The organism is Bifidobacterium ramosum (assembly GCF_009299505.1).
Lineage (GTDB): Bacteria > Actinomycetota > Actinomycetes > Actinomycetales > Bifidobacteriaceae > Bifidobacterium > Bifidobacterium ramosum.
The window spans coordinates 76,674-96,008 of record NZ_WBSM01000005.1; the positions used below are offsets into that span (position 1 = coordinate 76,674).

Sequence of the window (19,335 nt, forward strand, 5' to 3'; positions counted from 1 at the left end):
CCATACGCGGCCATGCGGATGTCAGTTCCCCAGCCAGCTCAGCGCGCGCCGCACGATGTCGCCGTGCCCGTTGACCATCTGCCGGATGAACGTCTCCATCATCTCGCCATGCGGATCGACCCATTCCACGTCGAGCGTCTCGTCCTGCGGCTTGCAGTCGCCGGCGATCGGCACCACGTAGCACAAGGCGATCGCATGCTGGCGCGGATCGTAGTATTCACTCACCCCGGGCGTCGGGAAGAACTCGGCCACGCAGAACGGCTGGAGGCTTTGCGGCAGCACCGGCAGCGCGATGTCGCCGAGGTCCTTGGCGACGTTGCGGGCGATCGCCTCGCGCAGCGTCTCATGGAACAGCACACGACCGGTGATCAGCGTGCGTTCGATCGATCCGTCGTCGGAGACGCGCAGCAGCGAGCCGACCTGCGCGACGCGGCCGAGATCATCAGTGCGCACCGGCACGATCTCAACGTAGGCGATGGGCATCTGCCGGCGGGCGCGGTTGATGTCGGCGGGACCGAGCCATCCCGGCGGATTGCCGTGGGCGCCGTGGATGAAATCCTCGGGCGTGATGTTGTCGAACTCCCCGCGGCGGCGGTGCGCGTCGAAATCGCCCTCGTCGGGCACTTCATCATTCATGACTGGCATACCCTCATTATCACCCCACCCGCGTAACGTCCGCACGCATCGTTCACGCCGCGCATACTCCCACCCGATCTCTCTCACTCTTCATAGCTCTCTCAACTCTTCCACTCCCCCAACGGACATACAGCCGATTCACCCGTTCCAATCGGCTGTATGTCCGTTGGAGAAGAGACCGAGGAGAGAACTGAGAGACTGAGGGAAAGACACACCCCGGCGACACACGACGTTCGGCTCGGGGAGAAGTTGTTGAGTGGTACTGCGATGCTTGGTGACGGAACGGCGTATCCAGCGCACCATGACCGGCGCGCGGCGGACATGCCCATGCAGTCATACAGCAAGAAGGAGAACGATATGGCAACGGTTGCGGTCAACGCACAGGATTTCGAGAAGACGATCACCGACAACGAGCTCGTGTTCGTGGACTTCTGGGCCACGTGGTGCGGCCCGTGTCGCGCGTTCGGCCCGGTGTTCGAGAAGGCCAGCGAGGAGAACCCCGACATCGTGTTCGCGAAGGTCGATATCGACGCGAACCAGGAGCTGGCCACCGCGGCCGGCATCCAGGCGGTGCCGACGCTCATGATCGCCAAGCAGGGCCAGATCGTGTTCAAGCAGGCCGGCGCGCTGCGCGCCTCCGATCTCGACGATCTCATCGCGCAGGCCAAGGCCCTCGACGTCAACGCGGCGGATGCCGACAGCAATGCCAACGCCGACGCAAACACCGCGGAATCCGCACGATAGCAGCGTTTCCCACACACCGGCACCCGCCCGTACGAGTCACGGACGGGTCACGCATAGCCCCCGCGATTTCACGACGTATCATGCCCGAGCTACACTGGTGCGCAGTGTTGCCGCTTCGCCATGATGCGTCGGCACGGGCATTGTCGTCTATTCAAGGAGCATAATGGCTAATCACCGTAAGCAGACGCCCACGCTGAAGTCCCTGAGCGCACGCCAGTGGATGAAGATCGCCTCGGTCATCGCGGCGGTGGGTATGCTGGTGGGTGCCGGTGTGATCTCCCGTAACTTCTACATCGCCGAACATCACGACGCTGCACAGTCGCAGGTCACGTCGTACTCGGCCACCGACCCGGACGCCCTGCAAGTGTCCCGTGGTCAGGCCCGCGATTCCATCAAGGGCGCGGACAAGAACACCACGTACGTAACCGTGAAGATCAACGGCCAGTCGCGCACCGTGCTCGGGTCCGACTTCACCGACGTCAAGTCGGTGCTGGACGCTGGCAACATCACGCTGGAACCGGAGGATTCGGTCAGCCCGTCGCTGACGAGCGAAGTCACCGAGTCCACGGTCATCACGATCGAGCGCGCCGGCACGCAGGTCGAGACGAAGGACGAGCCAATCTCGTTCAACACCGTCAAGAAGGAGACCACCGACCTGCCGAAAGGCCAGCAGAAGGTGCAGACCGAAGGCAAGGAGGGCGTGATGGAGACCACGAGCCTCGTCACGCGCTCCGCCGGCAAGGTCGTCTCGTCGAACGTGTTCACGTCGTATGTCAAGAAGGCCCCGGTCGACAAGGTGATCCTCGTCGGCATCGGCGAAACGAAGGTGACCGACACCGCGGCCGAGACGATCGGCACCACCACGCCGGTCGGCGAGATGCAGCAGTGGGCGCACGACTATCTGCTGAAGAACGGCTATTCGGAGGCCGATTTCACGGCGACCGTGTATATCATCAGCCACGAGTCCGGCTGGCGTGTGAACGCCACGAACGGCAGCTCGGGCGCGTACGGTCTCGCCCAGGCGCTGCCGGGCAGCAAGATGGCGTCCGCGGGCGCCGATTGGGCCACCAACTACCAGACGCAGCTCAAGTGGTTCTGGAACTACTGCGCGAGCCGCTACGGTTCGATTCAGGGCGCGTACAACTTCTGGACGGCGAACCACTGGTACTGATCGATAGCGGATCATACATCGGATGACGGGGACGGAGCGTTGCGGCTTCGTCCCCGTCGTCGTATCGGGGGACGTCGTCACGCGCATCGTGTTGCCCCCTATCGCCGCATCGATGGTACGGTGGTGGGGTACAGAGTGCATACGTCCGCTGCGCAAGGAGATGCCCGATGACGCTGAACCGTTATATCGCCATGAGAATGATCGTCGAGATCGTCGGCGCCGTCGCGTGCGCCGCGCAGATCTTCCGCAACGACACGTTGACGAGTTTGATCATCGCCGGTCTGGTGACGCTGTTGTGGCTGATCGGCGAGATCTGGATCGTCCGAGTGCTGGATCGCGAGCGTCCACGCACGGATGAGCTGTCGGATCAGCATCAGCTCACGGCGTTCCGGTTCGCGTTCTTCATCATGATCGCTGTGCTGGTGGCGATCGGCGTTGTCGGCATGCTGGCGACGCTGGTCTCCCACGTACCGTTCGTCGTGCCGCCCATGTTGCTGCCGGCGGTGGCGATGCTCGCGCTGGCCGTGGCCGACGCGCGCTACCTGTGGCTCGAGCATGACGGGGGTACGGATGAGGACTAGTCTCAAGATCCGTCGGCTGGAGCGTAACATGAAGCAGTCCGATCTGGCCGATCTGGTCAACGTGCGCCGGGAAACCATCGGTCGGCTCGAGCAGGGCCAATATTGTCCGTCGCTGCGGTTGGCGATGGATTTGGCGAAGGTGTTCGATACGACCGTCGAGGATCTGTTCAGTTTCGACGACGAGACGGATGCGAGCGATAGCCAACGTGACTGACGCTGCCGACGCAGCCGATAACGGCCAACGCGCCCGCGATGTCCGCATATCGGTCGTTTCGGGCGTGTCGTATTGATGAATTTTCGGTATCACCCGCGCACCCCAATCGCCGCAACGGTTTTCGCATGATTGCATCACATACGCACCGCTCGTCCATGCGCGATCGTTGTCACATGATGCGACCTCATTGTCACACCCCCGTTCTCACCACCCCCATTCACCCCCTTCCGAGATCAGGAGGGGGTGTAGAGTGTGGGTTGTGCGCAGGCTGGCAGTAGGGTCTGTGCGATACATGCTTAGGAGGCAACTCATGAAGAAGAAGATCATGGCCATCGTGGCCACCATCGCCGCCGTGTTCGGTTTCGGCTTCGCCGCCAACTCCGCCATGGCCGTCGATTACGGTGCGGTCACCGTGTCCGGCAACGTCGCGACCGTGACGATCAACCCGGGTACGTTCCAGCCGAACGAGAAGTTCACCGTGACGTTCGACGACACCTACGTCAGCAACGTTGAGCAGATTGCTCAGAAGACTTGGGGTCCGTTCACCGCCGCCGCCGATGGTTCCGCTAACCTGAAGATCACCCTGACCGACGCCGGCGTGAAGCTGGCTCAGGAAGGCAAGCTCGCCGCTTCCTTCACCGGCGAGAACGGCACCACCTTCGCTCTGCCGGTGAACGCCCCGGCTACCGGCGCTCCGTCCACCAACCCGTCCGGCACGACCGGCACCACCGCCAACACCGGTGCCGCCATCGCTCCGTACGCCATCGCCGTGGCTCTGCTCGCCGCCGCCGGTGTCGCCATCTTCTCCGTGCGCAAGGTCAGCCGTCGCTGAATCATCGCGAACGGTAATCAGTATGCACTGAATATCTGACGATAAAAATAGCTCGGGATCACATGATTCCGAGCTATTTTTATATCTTTTTATGCCCCCGAAAAATCAATATATGACCCCATCAATAACCTCAATTCAATATCAACAAAACAGCCTATATTTCATGCAATAATTATGTATTCATAATGTGCATACATACTGTATTATGCCGTTACAATAGAAATGAAATAAACCGATAATTAATGAATAATAAGGAGCTGAATATGGCGTCTTTGCTGCAGGGATTTGAGGAAGTCCGTCTGGTCAAGCCGGTCGGCAAAACCATGATGACCGTCACCGATTCGCTCGTCCGCTTCAACAAGGCCACCGCCGCCGCACTCGGCTACCCGGCGTACGTCAAGGTGCTCATCAACGACAAGACCCGGCAGATCGCACTCACTCCGGCCACCGCCAAGGGCGAGAACTCCGTGAAGTTCAGCAAGTCCGAGGATAAGCAGACCTCGTCGATCAGCTTGAAGGACGCCGCGCTGGTCGACGCGATCCGCCAGTACTTCACGTTCGGCGAGGCCCCGGAGGGCGAGGTCGCGTTCGAATCCGTCAACGGCACCGCGTATGTCGATGACAAGACCGTCATTTTCGACGCGGACAATGCCAAGTCCGGCACGATGAAGCGTCGCGGCCGCAAGAAGGCCGCCTGACCGATTTGTAGGCCCGTCGCACGGTTCCTCATCTCTCGCACGGCCCCTCCTTCATCTCTCAACGGACATACAGCCGATTTACGGGTTGAAATCGGCTGTATGTCCGTTATTGGTAATGGAGATAGTGTTCTTCACTCTCCATCCCACACCTTCCTAGCCACGTCCGCTCCACCTCAACGGACATACAGCCGATCACACCCCCACTTTCGGCCGTATGTCCGTTGAGGTGATTGACACAAACCGCACTTCACTGTTGCCGCCCTCCTTTCCTCCCCTGTCAGACGGCTCCACCTCAACGGACATCCAGCCGATTTTCACCCTCAAATCGGCTGTATGTCCGTTAAAGAAAACGCAGCAACATCCGGCGAGCGTGGATCTGCGCACACTCTTCACCTCATCGTCGCCCGACGTTATATTCGTGCGCTACCATCGTCAACGATGTCAGATTTCCCCCGTACTTTCCCCGCACCACCCTCACCCGTGCGCACGCATGTCGTCACACTCGCCGACCGCAGCGACCTCGTCCTCTATCTCGCGCTGCTCATGCTGCCGGTCGACGGCACCACGCTCGGCCTGTACGCCCCGTTCTGGACGCCGATCTCACCGTGGCTGTTTCTGCTGTACGCGGCGCTGAATTGGCGCGACGTGCCGAGCGTCTATCGCCGTTTCCGCATGTGGTTCGTCTTCCCGGCGGTGCTGGTGGCGTATTCGACGCTGGGTTGGTCGAGCGTCGCCCTGCATCCGGTGCCGGCCTTGACGAGTCTGTGCGCGGTGATCGGCGCGTTGGCATGTCTGGTTGCGCTGGATATTGCGCTCAGAATCAAGCGGCTGCCGTGGTCGGATATGATCCGCGTGCTGTTGTTCGCGTACTGGTTCGCGTTCGGCGTGGGCGTGGTGCAATGGCTGGGTGTGCGGTTGGATCTGGGATCGGTGCGCTCGTATTTCAGTCATTTGATGTACCGGTCGTATATTTCGGCATCGTCGCCGTGGGGCGGCGGCCGGCCGCAGTTCCTGTTCGCGGAGCCGAGCTATATCGGCATGCATCTGTTCGGCGTGCTGTTGCCGCTGATGTGGCTGATGCGGTCGCGTGACAGTATCTATGCGCGACGCCTGCGTGATCTGATCGTTGCGTTTGCCGCCGGCTCGGTGTTGATGGGTGCCGGTGTGCGCATCATTCTGGATTCGCTGATCGCGTTGATCGTCGTGATTGCGGAGCGTACGCGGTGGCATGCTGCCGATTCCCGCCGCAATGGCGTATTGGCGCTATGCGGCACGGCGGTACTGGGCGTGCTAAGCATCGTGCTCAATAGCCGGTTGAACAGCATCGCCGCGAATGGCATGGATGGCGACGGGTCGTTCTTCGCGCGTATCTGGCAGTCGCTGGGGCCGATCTGCGGCATGCTGACGCATCCGATCTATCTGCTGACCGGTTATGGCGCCGGCAACATCGCCGATGCCACGCATGACGGCGCCGCCGTGGCCGTGCATGTGCTGCGGGCACTGCATCTGCCGGCCGACAGCGCGGCGGGATGGTACGCGCAAATGACGCCGGACACGATCTGGACGATGAGCGCGTACACCAGTTTCGTGACCGAATACGGCGTGTTGGCGCTGGTGCTGCTGTTCGTGCTGCTCGCGCGTCATATCACCGCCGGCTGCGGCTGGCCCAAGACCGTCGTCTGCTGGTTCGCGCTGACGGTGTATCTGTACATCCAGTTTGAAGGCTATGCGTTCTACGCGCTCCCCCTGTTCATCTGGGTCACGGCACCACGACGTACCGTCGCAGACGAGTAACACATCACTATAACAACGGACATGCGGCCGATTACAGAACGCAATCGGCCGCATGTCCGTCAGAGTGGAGCCGCATGACTCACGACGTGTCAGTCACAGCCACCGTACGCCGGCTATTCCTTAGCGACGCAGTTGGGCGTGACGTCGGCGATGACCTGCCCCGCGGCGACGGCGAGCGTGTCGCCGGTGCCCCAGTATCCGTTGCCCTTGCCGTTGGTCCAGCCGTTGGCGTCCCAATCGGATCCGTTGGTGAATGCGGTCTTGACCTTGGCGCCGCCGGTGTCGGGTATGGTGACGCTGTACCAGCCGTCGCAGGCGGCTTTCATCGTCACGCCGTTGGTGGTCTTCGTGCCGATGGTGTACGACATCTTGACCGTCTTCCATGCGGCGGTCGGCTTGTAGTACACCGTCATCGGCGATTTGGACGCGGGTTCGGTCACGGTGAGTTTGATCGACGCCGTCACGCCGCCTGATTCGGCGGTGATGGTCACCGTACCGGCGGACTTGGCGGTGACTTCACCGGTGCCCATCACCGACGCGACGGACGAGTCGGAGGACGACCACGAGACACGGGCGGTGTCCTGCGCGGAGTCGGGCGACACCGTCGCCTGCAGCGTCACGGATTCGCCGGTCTGCAGCGTCAGTTTGCCGTCCTTTACGCCGTCGCCGGAGATCGCGATACTCTCAACGGCCGCCACGCAGGGGCTTACGGAACCGAGCTGTCCGTTCTCGAGCACGATGGTCGCGCCGGAGGCCTGGTAGTTCCGGCCTCCGTTGTTGTCCCAGTTGCCGGAGCCGTTGGTCACGACGAACTCGACGGTCTGCTCCTTCGCCTCCTTGATGGTGTAGGAAACCCAGCCGTCGCAGGCCGCGGTCATCTTCACGCCCGGAACGGTGGTCCATGCGCCGTCGCCCACACGGTAGTGCAGGTATGTGGAGTCCGCGCCGAAACCGGCACTCGGGTAGAACACGGTCGTGTTGTTCGTCACCGGCTTCTCGCCGCCGCTCTCGCCGGATCCGCCTTCGCCGCCGGAGCCACCGCCTTCGCCGGAACCGCCATCGGAATCATCCGAACCGCCGATGCGCGCGAAGTTCACGGTGAAGTTGTCGAGATCGGACTTCTCGAAGCTGTTGTTCTCCTGCGAGCCGGCCGAGTCGTCGAGATCGGCGTTGTCGTTCACCGCGAGATCGTACGGCAGCGCGTCCATGCCGGACTTGCCCATCGTGGCGACGAGCTGCACGCCGATGCCGCTCTTCGCGATCGTCGCCGCGTCGGTGCCGAGTTCGCTCAGCGGAATGGACATCTCATAGTGGAAGTCCATCGTGCTCGAATCGTGGCCCTTCTCGTTGAAGTTGACCCACTTCGCGTTCGTACCGGCCTTCATATCTCCGGGCACGCGACCGTTGTTGGTACCGTACGCGCCGTCGATGCCGTTGACCTCGGAACTCAGAATGCCGGTCCCGTACTTGAACACGATGCCGGACTTTTCGGTCTCGGTCTTCGCGTTGGCCGCCGGGCCGTACTGCGCGTTCGCGTTCAGGCCGTCGTTGTCGCCGCCGTAGATCCACGGTCCGTTCGCGCCGTTCGTGGAGATCGCGAGCACCTTGTTGAGCTTGTTCTGCCACGTGATGCCGCTGTCCCACAACGTGCCGCCGGTGGTGAGCTGTGCGCTCTTGCCGATGCGCGTGGCACTGTCGCCGGTGTCGAACGCGAAGAAGAACGGGACGTTCATGGTGTTGAACAAAGTGCCTTGCGACAGCGGATAGTTGTCGTTGGGCGCGACCACGTCCTGCACGTTGGTCATCTCCCACATGAGGTACAGGTTGTCGTCGTCGTACGTGCCGTACAGCGTGTACAGATCAATCGGGACCTCGTACATCGAGTTCGGACGGTAGACGCGCGGGTCGTCGTTGGCGGCGTCCTGCGCGATGATCATCGAGCTGTCCCAGTCGTTCGTCTTGCCGTCGACCGTGATGGTCTTCTTCGTGGCGTTCGTCTTGGTCTGGTATTGGCTGGCAAGATGCTGCGCCTCGACTGCGGTCTTCGTGTATGTGTACGTGTTCGTGAGCGTCTCGCCGGTTTCCGTGTTGGTGGCGGTGACGGTCACGGTGACCTTCTCGCCGATCTTCAGGGAGCCGCCGACCTCGATGGCGTCGCCGTCCTTGAACGTGCCGGACTTGCCTTCGGACGTGGCGTACTTGGCGTTCTTCACGTTCTTCGCATACAGCGTGACGGTGGTGGAGTCGGTGCTGAACGACGTGGACGCGGTGGCGGAGACGGAGGAGACCTTCGCGGTGCTGCCTTCGGCGTCGTAGTAGACGCTCACAGCGTTGCCTTTGGCGGTGCCGGCCGTGATCTTGCCGCCCGCGACGGTGATGGTGCCGCCGTTGACCTGATCCTTGTACGTACCGTCGTCCAGCGTGGTGGCCGAGCCGACCAGGCTCTGGTCGCCACCCATGTTGGCGATTACGACGCCGTCGTTCGCGTCGTTGCCGTCGGCCACGTAGCGCTCGATCATGAGGCAGGAGTTCTGGCCGTTGCAGTTGCGCAGGTATTCGGCCTCGCCGTCCATCGCGTTGCGGAAGTGGTTGACCGCGACGACGGATGTATCCTTCCACATGTCGTCGCCGGCGTCGCCGAGCTGGCTCTGCTCCGCGAACTGCGGGTTCGAGCCGCCGGATCCGACCGGGCGGTTGAAGTACAGCGGCGCACCGGCCTGTCGGGAGGCGACGAGCGCCCAGCCCATCTTGAGCTGGTAGTCGTTGAGGTATGTGGATTCCTTGTCGCCGTTCGCGTAGTTATCGTGCGACTCGACCCAGGTGACGAGCTGGTCGTTCTTCGCGCCGCCGTTGCTGAGGTTGCTGAGCGTGCCGGCGCTCAGGTTGCCGTTGCGAATGGCCGACCGCACGGTCTGGCCATAGCTGGATGCGGTGTTGCCGCCGCCGTCCGACGAGTACTTGGTGAATAGGTCGGCGTAGCCCTTGTAATTGAGGCTGGAATCGCCCTGCAGCACCTCGCCGTACTGGTATTGTGCGCCGTTCTGCAAAATCGTGTCCCAGTAGACCGAATGCTCGCCGAGCTCGTCCGGCAGTTCGACGTGCTTGGCGGCGTCGAAGCGGAAGCCGTCCACGCCGTCCGCGACGGCCTGCACGAGGAAGTCCTTCATCTTGTCCGCGGCGGCCTGGTTCTGCGTGTTGATGTCCCACAGGCCGAGCAGATGGCATTGGGTGACCTGCCAGCGGTTGGAATAGTTGATATTGTCGCCGTTGGTGCCGGAGCAGTTGGAGCGCGAGTGGAACAGGCTGGTGTCCTTCCAGCTGGAGTCGATGGCGTTCCAGTCGGAGGTGAAGTGGTTGGCGACCACGTCGACGATGATGCGCACGCCGTACTTGTGCGCTTCGGCGGTGAGCGCCTTGAGGTCGTCTTCAGTGCCGACGACGAAGTTGCCGATGCTGGTGCTGATGGGCTGGTAGACGTAGTACCAGTTTTCGGTGAACTTCTTGCCGTTGGCTTCGTTGACCTTGATGTGGCTCATCGGTTCGGTCTGCACGGAGGTGTAGCCGGCTTCGGCGATGGCTGCCATGTTCTTCCTGATGGTGTCGAACGACCACATCCAGGCGTGCAGGATGGCGCCGGAATCCATGGATTCGGTCAGGCCGTACTGTTCGCGCGCGGCCTCGAATGCGGCGTTGCCGCGGGTGTTGGCGTAGCTGTCGGTCACGCCGGTGTCGGCGTTGGCCGACACGGTGGCGATGGACAGGCCGCCGAACAATGTGGCCGCTGCAGCGATCCAGACAACCGCCTTTTTGCTAACCTTTGCAAACGGGGATTTGCGATGGGCACGGCACAGTTCTTGCGAACATGCGTCCCTTTCCGCGTCCGATGGATATCCGGTGTACATGCAGCTCCTTTGCTTGTGCGATGATGTGAGTGCGGTGATTATGGTGAAGTCATGCGTACGTTCTCATCCGATGATCACAGCGAAATCATTGATTTTTCAACAACAATCTTGTTGTCAATTCACGTTTCCGAAGGATTGATAGATAACGTTTGCGATGGTGAGTCAAGTTGAGGGCAATGCCTTAGTGTTCCGGTTTGCTTGTGGCTCCAGTTCATTCCGGCGGTGCGGAGAGGAGCGCTCCCCTCAGCGTCTTCGCTTACCCTTGCGCCTCATGGTACCCCATTTTTGCGATCGTTGTCAATTCGCGGGAGCAGCGGCACGGCCCACACATTCCTTGAACACGTTTTCTATGCAAAAGAAGAACATGCCCCGATTATGTGAGGGCCAACATTAAAAATGCACCAGATTATGCGGATGGACTATACAAAAGTCCACCTGATTATGTAGATTCATATCATAAAACTCCGCCTGATTACGAAAGGAATTAAGCAATGAAGCGTTTCCTCATGGACAGGCTGATCACATGGAAGAACGCCACTCGACACAAGCCGCTGCTGCTTGAGGGCGCACGTCAGGTGGGTAAAACGTGGCTTGCACACGAGTTCGGTCGCACGCAATATGTCAACGTTGCGTATATATCGATGTTCGACAATCCCGTGATGATGGATGTGTTCGCAGGAAATCTGTCCGTGGACAGGCTGATCCCGGCATTGTCGATCGAAGCCGGCACCCGGATCACTCCGAAAGACACGTTGATCATATTCGACGAGGTGCAGGAAATTCCTCGAGCGATGACGGCATTGAAGATGTTCAACGAGACCGCCCCGCAATACGACGTACTCGCCACCGGATCGGCGTTGGGCATCGCCATGCATCCCGGCTCAGCATTCCCCGTGGGTAAAGTGGATCGACTCAAGCTCTATCCGATGACGTTTCTCGAGTTCCTATACGCGTGCGGGCAGGATTCGCTGGCTGAACTGCTGGAATCCCAAGACTTCGCACTGATCGACGTCATGCATGAACGGCTCATGACATGGCTGCGGTATTTCATGTACACGGGCGGCATGCCTGAGGCCGTCTCGACATTCGCCGATGCGTTTCCAAACGTTGACTTCAACGCAATACGCCAAGTACAGGCAGCCTTGGTCGAAGACTACCGCGATGATTTCTCCAAGCACACCGACTCCCAGCCTCGTCCAGTCGTCTCTACGTTACGTCTCAATCAAGTGTGGGACTCACTGCCCACACAACTCGCTCGAGAGAACAGCAAATTCCTTTACGGGGCGGTGCGTGAGGGCGGTCGCGGCAAAGACTTCGAGATCGCCATCCAATGGCTTGTGGATTCATCCCTCGTCCTACGAGTCAAAAGAGTGAGCACTCCGTTGAACCCACTGGCCGCATATGAGGATAGCAACGCGTTCAAACTTTACTGTCTCGATGTCGGCCTGCTCGGAGCCATGAGCGGGTTGGACGCCCGCACATTGCTCGACGGGGACGCCCTGTTCCGCGAATTCAAAGGGGCGTTGACAGAACAATACGTCTGTCAACAGCTCACCGTACAACAAAGGCAAGTCCCCTACTACTGGTCAGCAGCAAACTCCAGCGGTGAACTCGACTTCCTGTACGAGCAGAACGGCCAGGTCATACCGGTCGAGGTAAAGGCCGGACGGCATAAGCAGGCAAAATCCCTCATCTATGCGCAGAAAAAATACGAATACCCACTTGCCTACCGATATTCCGCGACCCATCACTCAGATAACGGCGCGATCAAAGATATGCCACTCTACATGGCCGGTATTGTGTGAGGGGATGCGGATGTTTTTGACGGCCAAGCGGCCAGCCCAAAATCCACACACCCCTCATCTCAGTACAAGTCATCAGCTGAGAGCAACGTCATGTGATCGTCGTTTGCGTACCGGCTCCGAGTGCCCTCACCCACCGAATTCTTGGAGAACAGCATGAACCAGGTACCATCCGCCGCGTATCCATGGACCAGTCCGGCGCGCCTGCGCAGGCGTTCGACGGCCTCCGTTTCGTTGAACTCGTTCCGCCACTTGCATTCGCCCAGCACTATCTGCTTGCCCAACGGATCAGCGGCGATCACATCGATGTCGGTCTGCTCACGCGCGATCGGATCATTGCCCCACCATTTGCCGAACTGCGTCGCGATGAACGGCAGCTGCCCCGCAACGTTCCTCCGCATCAGCCATTGCCGGCAAACGGTTTCGAACTGCTGACCGACATATGTGTCAAACGCGGGTCCGAATGCGAGTCTGCGCGCCACCTGTTCGCTGATATTGGATTCAAGCAGCCCCATGTTGCGTCCGACGAAACGGAACCAGTAGGCGAAAAACGGATCCATGATCGCATACAATCCCTTACGAGACTTGTTCAGATCGTCTCCGAACGGAACGCTGCGTTCGATAAGTCTCAATCCGGTCAGCGTTTTCAGATAATTGCCGATCGCATCGGGTTTCACTCCAGCTTGCTCAGCGATCAGTTTCGGTGTTGTATTGCCTGATGCGATGGATTGCAGAACGGAATAGTACACGGCGGGCTCTTCCGCCCCAATACTTCGTTTTCCATGAAGCCTTCGTTGCTGCCAGACAGTATCATCGTTACATTGGTATTCAGAAAGCCATGATCTATAGCGATCTGCAATATGGACGGCAATGCAGGCTCACCGGCCGCAGCATACGGAAACTCGTCGAATGAGACTACTTAACAGTTCCGTATTTATGAGTGTCAAGAATAAGATAAGCGTAACACAGTTATTTTCATACGACGTGTCTCGCCGTCAGCCCTATTATTCGGCGTTTTCCGTCGTACCTGAAACGAGGATATTGCGCAACGATACCGATGCCCGTATCTTCAAGGGACGTTTTCCGCTTTGCTCGACAAGGTCTGCGTCCAGCAGTTCACCCACGTATTTTCTCGCGCTTTGCTTGGATAGTCTGAGGTGGTACGCGGCATCAGCCAGCGACATGGATTTGAACGAGTCGAACAGCTCCTCCTGAACCACGGCATACAGCAGCGAAAGTGCGTTCCTGGACAAGTCATGCTGTTCCGCAAGCCGCTCACAGACCGCACCGCCTTTGTTGAGCTGATCGACCTTGACGCCAAGCTCATCGATCAGTTCATTCTGGGCCTGCTGAATGAATCCCAGAATGGTGTTCACGAAGAACGTAAGCTCACCGCAATTCAGCTTGTCCTCTGCCTCAGTAAACGCCTTATAGTAGGCGACCTTGTGCTCCGCGATGGTACGGGACAGCGACAGTACGGTGGGCATGGTCAGATCGCGATTCAGATACAAAGCCAGCAGATACCGGCCCGTTCTGCCGTTGCCGTCGTAGAATGGGTGAACGTATTCGAACAAGAAATGCGATATGATGGCAGCCTGCAGACGCGGAATCTCATCGGATGAGGCAAGGTGGATCATGTCGGCGAGCAGCGCGCTGATGGCGTTTTCACCACTGACACCATTGTGGATCGCGACGCCGTGAGGACCCTGTATCTCCACGTCATGCCGCCTGAACAGATCACCGTCAGGCTTGTCGTTCTCATCGATCTCATCAAGCACGACCTTGTCGTAGATGTCGCGAATGTCCACAATACTCATCGGCAATGAGGAGTCCTCATCCGCAAGATTCAGATAGAGTTTGGCAAATTCACTGAATTTTGCTCTGGAGGCATCGCCTTCTTTCCTCGCTTGTTCAGCCACCGCCACCGCATTCTGCGTTTCCTTGCGAGTGCTGCGCACTCCTTCCATCTCATTGGTGGCGAACAGTTCCTCACTGATGGAATGCCGTATGTAGTCCCAGCGCATGACGCCGGGAATCTGGTTCCATAGCCGGGATACCCGCCGTTCAGCAAGCAGCACCCGTTCCGTCAACGTTGCCGTTTCCCGCGGAGTGGCCGCGAACAGCTCCCCCAACGGCGTCATGATCCCGGTCCGGAATGTGGAGTCCGCCTCAAGACGTTGCAATGCCCGTTGGTTGTGGTTATTGAAAGCATCATTCGATCTATCGGCGTGAAACAGCCTCGCCAAACTTCTATATTTCATATCCATAAGCAAGACCTGCTTCTACAATGCCAATCTTAGTTATAGAAACTATAAAATAGAAGCCGAAACAAGTCAAACAGAGATTCTATACATAGAACGATAACAATAACACAACAGCATATTCAACGAACTTCCTCATAACCTGCCACGCCTCGGTACAAATCTGTTACGAGATTCATTCATCGCGTATGTACGGCATCGAACATTTCGCGAATGGAGTATGCAGCCGTATCGGATTCATTGCGGTTTCGCGCGATCTCGGCCAACTCATCGGTTTTCAGGAACAGCGCAAACGCGCGATGGTCGTATCCGGGGATAAGATTAGCCCTCGATCGCAACGTCTCAATGGTTTGGGCGACGTTCAGAGATTCCTTCCATTTGCATTCCCCAAGTAGCACGGTTCGGGACTCTGGATTCGCCGCCACCACATCGATGTCGGTCTGCTGACGCATCTTGGGGTCGTTGCCCCACCATTTGCCGAACCGCGAGGCCATAAACGGCAACAGACCCCGACGATTGGCTCTGATCAGCCATTGACGGCACACGTCCTCGAAAATCTGCCCGACATACGTATCCAGTGCAGGACCGAACACCTCAGCCTGTGCGGCAAGATCGCCGTCCCCGTTTTCCACCTCGGGTGAATGAGGACTGACGAACCGGTACCAGAACGCGAAGAACGGGTCACGAATAGTCCATAGACCTTTGCGGGAACGAGCGGAATCGTCTCCGAACGGCACACGCCGTTCCACTAATCCCAAATCGGCGAGTACCGTAAGATATTTGCTCACGCTACTTGCCGCAGACAGGCCGGCACGACTTGCGATGTCGTTCTGCCGATTCGCACCGGCACCGATGGCGTTCATGACGGAATTGTATGCCGCGGGATCACGTAGCTCCTGCCGCATCAGCATCAACGGTTCCTCATAGAGCAGGCCGCTGATGTCGAAGAGCAGTTCGGTGACGTTCTGCTCATAGGACAGTTCCGGACGAATCTGCTTGAGATAGTATGGGGTGCCGCCAAACGTCGCGTAATACCGCACGACATCCACAGGCGACGCATTAGGCAGCATCAGCGCCGTATCGAACGCGTCGAATGCAGTTATACGCATCTGCCCAGTTCTTCTGCCGTATAAGGGGCTTTTCCGGCCGAGGACCTCGCTTTCCATGAATCCCTCGTTGCTGCCGCACAACACCATCATCATGTTCGTGCCGGCGAGCTGATGATCGATGGCAATCTGCAGCGTCGACGCCAAGGATGGTTCGGATGCTGCCGCGTACGGGAATTCGTCGAAGACGAACAGGACGCGTCCTCCCGAAGTCTTAGCCAAACGTTCCTTGATGAAGTCAAAGGCGTCCTGCCACAGCGAGAAGGAAGGCAACGACGCCGGCATGCCGAAGAATGCGTAGATGACGCGAGAGAAGTCTCGCAGATTGGCAAGCGAGGTCTGCTGCCTTGCAGTGAAGTACAGCGTGCGTTTGTCTTCCGAAAACGCGTCGAGCAGTGCCGTCTTGCCGATACGACGACGGCCGTACATGACCATCATCTGGAAGTCTTCGTGCTTCCACATCCGACCCAATGCCGTCAGTTCACGCTCGCGACCAACGAACATCCTCACCCCCTATGGTTCTTGTGGGTATCATACTCTTAAGTATGATACCCACAAGAACCTAAAAGGTATAATCACTACGGGTGCCAGATCCACATCGGCCCATCTTGGGTATACTGACTCACGCGGCAAGCCTTTGCATCGTTCGGCTAAAATCGACGGAATCTTCCACGGCTTGAATCGTTATGGACGGATAGTAATAACGGATATCATCCATGCTCATGTCATCATCCAACCGCAGAACCGCAATCGTATCAAAAGGAATCCGCGTACCCCGCACTGTAGGCCAGCCGCCAAGACGATCCGGATCGATTTCCAGATGTTGTCTCGGATGCAGCAGATTCGGCACTCGCTCTCCACGCCAATTAACGAATTCCTCGATCATCTCATCGAAGGTAAACACAGCACCCTGACCGGGACGCTTGACTAGATCCACAGCCGAATCGGCCGCATCAACGAAGATTGACTCACCGTCTGTGCCGAACCGGTGTGCGCCCAATGTATCTTGGCCTTCAGAACTGACTAGCTTTTGAAAACTAGCAAATGCCTTATCTATTTTTTGAGCTGAAATATATGGGCGTAATTTCGCAAAAATACGCAATACCAAAGATCATCGAACGAGTACAGATACTCGCCATCCCGGCCTCGAGAAGGCGCGATGACACCTTTACACCGCAACCGGCGCAACTGATGAGCCGAGACACCCGTCAAGGCTGACACCATCTTCGTAGGATATGGCATGATTCCTCCTTGAACTGGTTCATCCAGAGTAAGTCATACTGATGACAGTTGGCACATCAACGTGTTGAATAGGGACAATCCAGCCTTATCAGTGATTATTCGGAGGCTTGAGCACCCGATGCTATTCCGAGGGTGGGTGCAGTGGTTATTCCGGTTCTGCACCGTTACTGTATTGCAGGGTTATCGGTGTTCGACGCCGCTACCCCGGCATGTTCCGACCTGGTGAGACCGTCCCTGTAACGAACTAATCATCGCCACCGGGACTGGCGAAGATCGAAGCACGCACGATTTCGGATACTACCGATAACCATAACCACTACCGTCGTGCTCTGTCCACCACGAGCCGCCGGGCGATCTTGTAGGAATTGCCCAGCACGTATCCCAATTCAACTCGGACTCGTACTTGCCTCGGACGTTGCGGGAGTATTGCTCCAACCGCCCCGCATGCGATCTGAGAATTGTGAGGCTGTTCGCATCACGACATGCACAATGAAAACGCTTGGATCAGCGCGTCAACATATCTACGTATATCGCTATTTCCATATAGGAATAGCATCAGCAACGCAGCCCTCAGAATGTTGACTGGATAGGGTAAGGCAACGAAACGAGTTCTCCACTGGCGTCGTAGAACTCACGTAAGTTCATGGTGCGTACGCCCATCGCGTCGGCCACGTCGGGAATCTTGGGTTCTTTTTTCAACGGGCTGCTGGGCATGGGATGCACGGCCTGCTCGTTGGTGACGACGATCGCGTCCTCGACCATTGCAGCGGCGATCAGCCACGTGTCGGCCTTGGTTTCCGGCTCCCATTGACGGTACGAGACCGGCCGGTAGAGTCCGCAGGTGACCAGGTAATCCTGAACTTGCGTATAGGCCGCGCCGATTTCATCGGTCTTGTGCGAAAGCTGCTTGTCCTCGAATAGGTTGAATATCCATTCAGCCAGCTCGTCACGGTTTCCGCTGCTGTCCCTTTGGACGATCTCCTTGAACACGGTGTCAAGCAGCTGTATCTTGCCGTTGCGCGCCATACGTTCCAGCCACCGCCAGAATGGATGGAACTCCTTGTAGGCGAACGGGTGATGGGTGCGGTAGGACTCGATGAAAATGTTCGAGTCCAGCAAAAACAGATCGCTCACTGATCCAAGCCTTTCGCCTTGAGCAGGCCGTCATAGGCGTGCATGGACCTGACGCCCAGCAGGGATAGGCCATCGGAATAGGACAGGCTCCCCCGGTCGACACCATCCCGGATCATGCGTACGAACCTCGTGTCCAGATGGGAAGCGTTCGTCAGGTTCTGATTGCCACCGGAACCGGCGGCCTCCATATCCGTCACACGCCGTTCGCTCAGGGCGCGGACCAACCTCACGTCCTCGTCACTGGCCAGACCAAGCTTATGGGCGTGAATCGTCAATGCCAAAGCACTCAGACCGTACCTTTTTGCGCAGCTGTCCGCAATATCCTGTACGCGAACATCATCCGCAATCATCTTCCTCCAGTACGCACGGAACTCCTGCTCGTCGTCCACGACCGTCAAAATGACCGCCTGGTTGATCTTGCGTTCGATGCCGCTGCTGCCGTCCACGGAAGAGTCGTTGTATACCTCATCGGAGCCAAGCAGCACATGGCCGATCTCGTGCAAGAGGGAGAACAGCATAGCCGCATAGGAATCATTGCGATTGACGAAAATCAGAGGCACCACGTCGTCCAGCAGCACGAACGCGCGAAACTCGCGTACATCCAAACGGCGCGCGTTGGACGTTCCCACCCGGGAGTCGACCATCACCATCAGACCCGCATCAGAAGCCTTGCCACGCAAGAAACGGAAACGATCGTCACTGCTCTTATGCCGACACCAACCGGCATCCAAGGACAGTCCCTCACGAATACGCTCAGCCAGTTCACCCGCGGTCGCGTGGGACGGCACACTACCAACCAACAGATTCTCGCCGAATCCCTGCGCGATCATCTCATCGCGCGCCCAATCCTGACGGTTGCGCATGATTGTGATCATATCCCGAAGGTTCCGGCTCGCCTCGACCCCGCGGTTGTCGATCGTGCGATACCGGATCAACTCGTCTTCACGGGATTCGGGAACCACGGAACGCACCAGCGCGCCGAACGGCACCTGCAACGCGGAACCGATCGCGGACAACCTGGTAAAAGACAGATTCAACGGGCCCGTCTCGTTCAACCACTGCGGAAATTCGGCCAGACCATCCTTATGCGCCACAGCCGCAGGATCAGCACCACTCTGCTTAACGGCCCACCGGAGCGTGGCCGGATGCACGATGATAGACGCCATCGCCACACCCCCTTCCGATATCACATCACGAACAAAAGACCCACCACATGAT

General features: G+C 58.4%; 17 protein-coding genes. 8 read left to right on the forward strand and 9 right to left on the reverse strand.

All coding sequences use genetic code 11. The features are described from left to right. Window positions 1-21 precede the first annotated feature (21 nt). Window positions 22-645 (reverse strand): NUDIX hydrolase family protein, encoded by a 624-nt coding sequence (locus DSM100688_RS05705; protein ID WP_152358182.1) that lies wholly within the window; start codon window positions 643-645, stop codon window positions 22-24. Between the two features lie 348 nt (window positions 646-993). On the opposite strand from DSM100688_RS05705, the gene trxA reads away from it, so the two are divergent. The 7 genes from trxA to DSM100688_RS05740 all read left to right on the forward strand — a co-directional run bounded on the left by trxA (window position 994) and on the right by DSM100688_RS05740 (window position 6,670). Further along, entirely contained in the window at window positions 994-1,380 is a 387-nt protein-coding gene (gene trxA, locus DSM100688_RS05710) for a thioredoxin (protein WP_152358183.1), read from the forward strand. A gap of 163 nt (window positions 1,381-1,543) precedes the next feature. Beyond that, entirely contained in the window at window positions 1,544-2,551 is a 1,008-nt protein-coding gene (locus DSM100688_RS05715; RefSeq protein ID WP_152358184.1) for an aggregation-promoting factor C-terminal-like domain-containing protein, read from the forward strand. A gap of 167 nt (window positions 2,552-2,718) precedes the next feature. Beyond that, on the forward strand, window positions 2,719-3,132 hold the full coding sequence (locus DSM100688_RS05720) for a hypothetical protein (protein WP_152358185.1): 414 nt from the start codon (window positions 2,719-2,721) through the stop codon (window positions 3,130-3,132). Next, window positions 3,122-3,346 (forward strand): helix-turn-helix transcriptional regulator, encoded by a 225-nt coding sequence (locus tag DSM100688_RS05725; RefSeq protein ID WP_152358186.1) that lies wholly within the window; start codon window positions 3,122-3,124, stop codon window positions 3,344-3,346. Before DSM100688_RS05720 ends, DSM100688_RS05725 begins: the two co-directional genes overlap by 11 nt. Before the next feature lie 310 nt (window positions 3,347-3,656). Further along, window positions 3,657-4,178: a hypothetical protein gene (locus DSM100688_RS05730; RefSeq protein WP_152358187.1), complete on the forward strand. Its 522-nt coding sequence runs from the start codon at window positions 3,657-3,659 to the stop codon at window positions 4,176-4,178. Between the two features lie 263 nt (window positions 4,179-4,441). Then, entirely contained in the window at window positions 4,442-4,876 is a 435-nt protein-coding gene (locus DSM100688_RS05735; RefSeq protein WP_152358188.1) for a hypothetical protein, read from the forward strand. Between the two features lie 480 nt (window positions 4,877-5,356). Beyond that, window positions 5,357-6,670 (forward strand): hypothetical protein, encoded by a 1,314-nt coding sequence (locus tag DSM100688_RS05740; RefSeq protein ID WP_152358189.1) that lies wholly within the window; start codon window positions 5,357-5,359, stop codon window positions 6,668-6,670. A gap of 113 nt (window positions 6,671-6,783) precedes the next feature. Here DSM100688_RS05740 and DSM100688_RS05745 read toward each other — a convergent pair whose 3' ends face one another. Continuing rightward, window positions 6,784-10,443: a carbohydrate binding domain-containing protein gene (locus tag DSM100688_RS05745; RefSeq protein WP_239519384.1), complete on the reverse strand. Its 3,660-nt coding sequence runs from the start codon at window positions 10,441-10,443 to the stop codon at window positions 6,784-6,786. A 620-nt stretch (window positions 10,444-11,063) separates the two neighbouring features. Here DSM100688_RS05745 and DSM100688_RS05750 point away from each other — a divergent pair. Then, on the forward strand, window positions 11,064-12,377 hold the full coding sequence (locus DSM100688_RS05750; protein WP_152358191.1) for an ATP-binding protein: 1,314 nt from the start codon (window positions 11,064-11,066) through the stop codon (window positions 12,375-12,377). A 59-nt stretch (window positions 12,378-12,436) separates the two neighbouring features. Here the strand turns inward: DSM100688_RS05750 and DSM100688_RS05755 are convergent, their stop codons facing one another. The 7 genes from DSM100688_RS05755 to DSM100688_RS05785 all read right to left on the reverse strand — a co-directional run bounded on the left by DSM100688_RS05755 (window position 12,437) and on the right by DSM100688_RS05785 (window position 19,283). Next, window positions 12,437-13,123 carry an ATP-binding protein gene (locus DSM100688_RS05755; RefSeq protein ID WP_240811841.1) on the reverse strand — a complete coding sequence of 229 codons (687 nt, stop codon included), beginning with the start codon at window positions 13,121-13,123 and terminating at the stop codon, window positions 12,437-12,439. Between the two features lie 255 nt (window positions 13,124-13,378). Next, window positions 13,379-14,641 carry a Fic family protein gene (locus tag DSM100688_RS05760; RefSeq protein WP_152358192.1) on the reverse strand — a complete coding sequence of 421 codons (1,263 nt, stop codon included), beginning with the start codon at window positions 14,639-14,641 and terminating at the stop codon, window positions 13,379-13,381. A gap of 173 nt (window positions 14,642-14,814) precedes the next feature. Next, window positions 14,815-16,245 (reverse strand): ATP-binding protein, encoded by a 1,431-nt coding sequence (locus DSM100688_RS05765; RefSeq protein WP_152358193.1) that lies wholly within the window; start codon window positions 16,243-16,245, stop codon window positions 14,815-14,817. 118 nt (window positions 16,246-16,363) lie between these two features. Then, complete coding sequence (locus DSM100688_RS05770; RefSeq protein ID WP_205730649.1) at window positions 16,364-16,849, reverse strand: DUF433 domain-containing protein; 486 nt, start codon at window positions 16,847-16,849, stop codon at window positions 16,364-16,366. Continuing rightward, window positions 16,795-16,983, reverse strand: coding sequence for a MerR family transcriptional regulator (locus tag DSM100688_RS12345; protein ID WP_152358195.1), 189 nt, complete (start codon window positions 16,981-16,983; stop codon window positions 16,795-16,797). The genes DSM100688_RS05770 and DSM100688_RS12345 overlap by 55 nt, the downstream gene beginning before the upstream one ends. Before the next feature lie 570 nt (window positions 16,984-17,553). Then, entirely contained in the window at window positions 17,554-18,117 is a 564-nt protein-coding gene (locus tag DSM100688_RS05780) for a DUF4411 family protein (protein WP_152358196.1), read from the reverse strand. Continuing rightward, entirely contained in the window at window positions 18,114-19,283 is a 1,170-nt protein-coding gene (locus DSM100688_RS05785) for an ImmA/IrrE family metallo-endopeptidase (protein ID WP_152358197.1), read from the reverse strand. Before DSM100688_RS05785 ends, DSM100688_RS05780 begins: the two co-directional genes overlap by 4 nt. Window positions 19,284-19,335 lie beyond the last annotated feature (52 nt).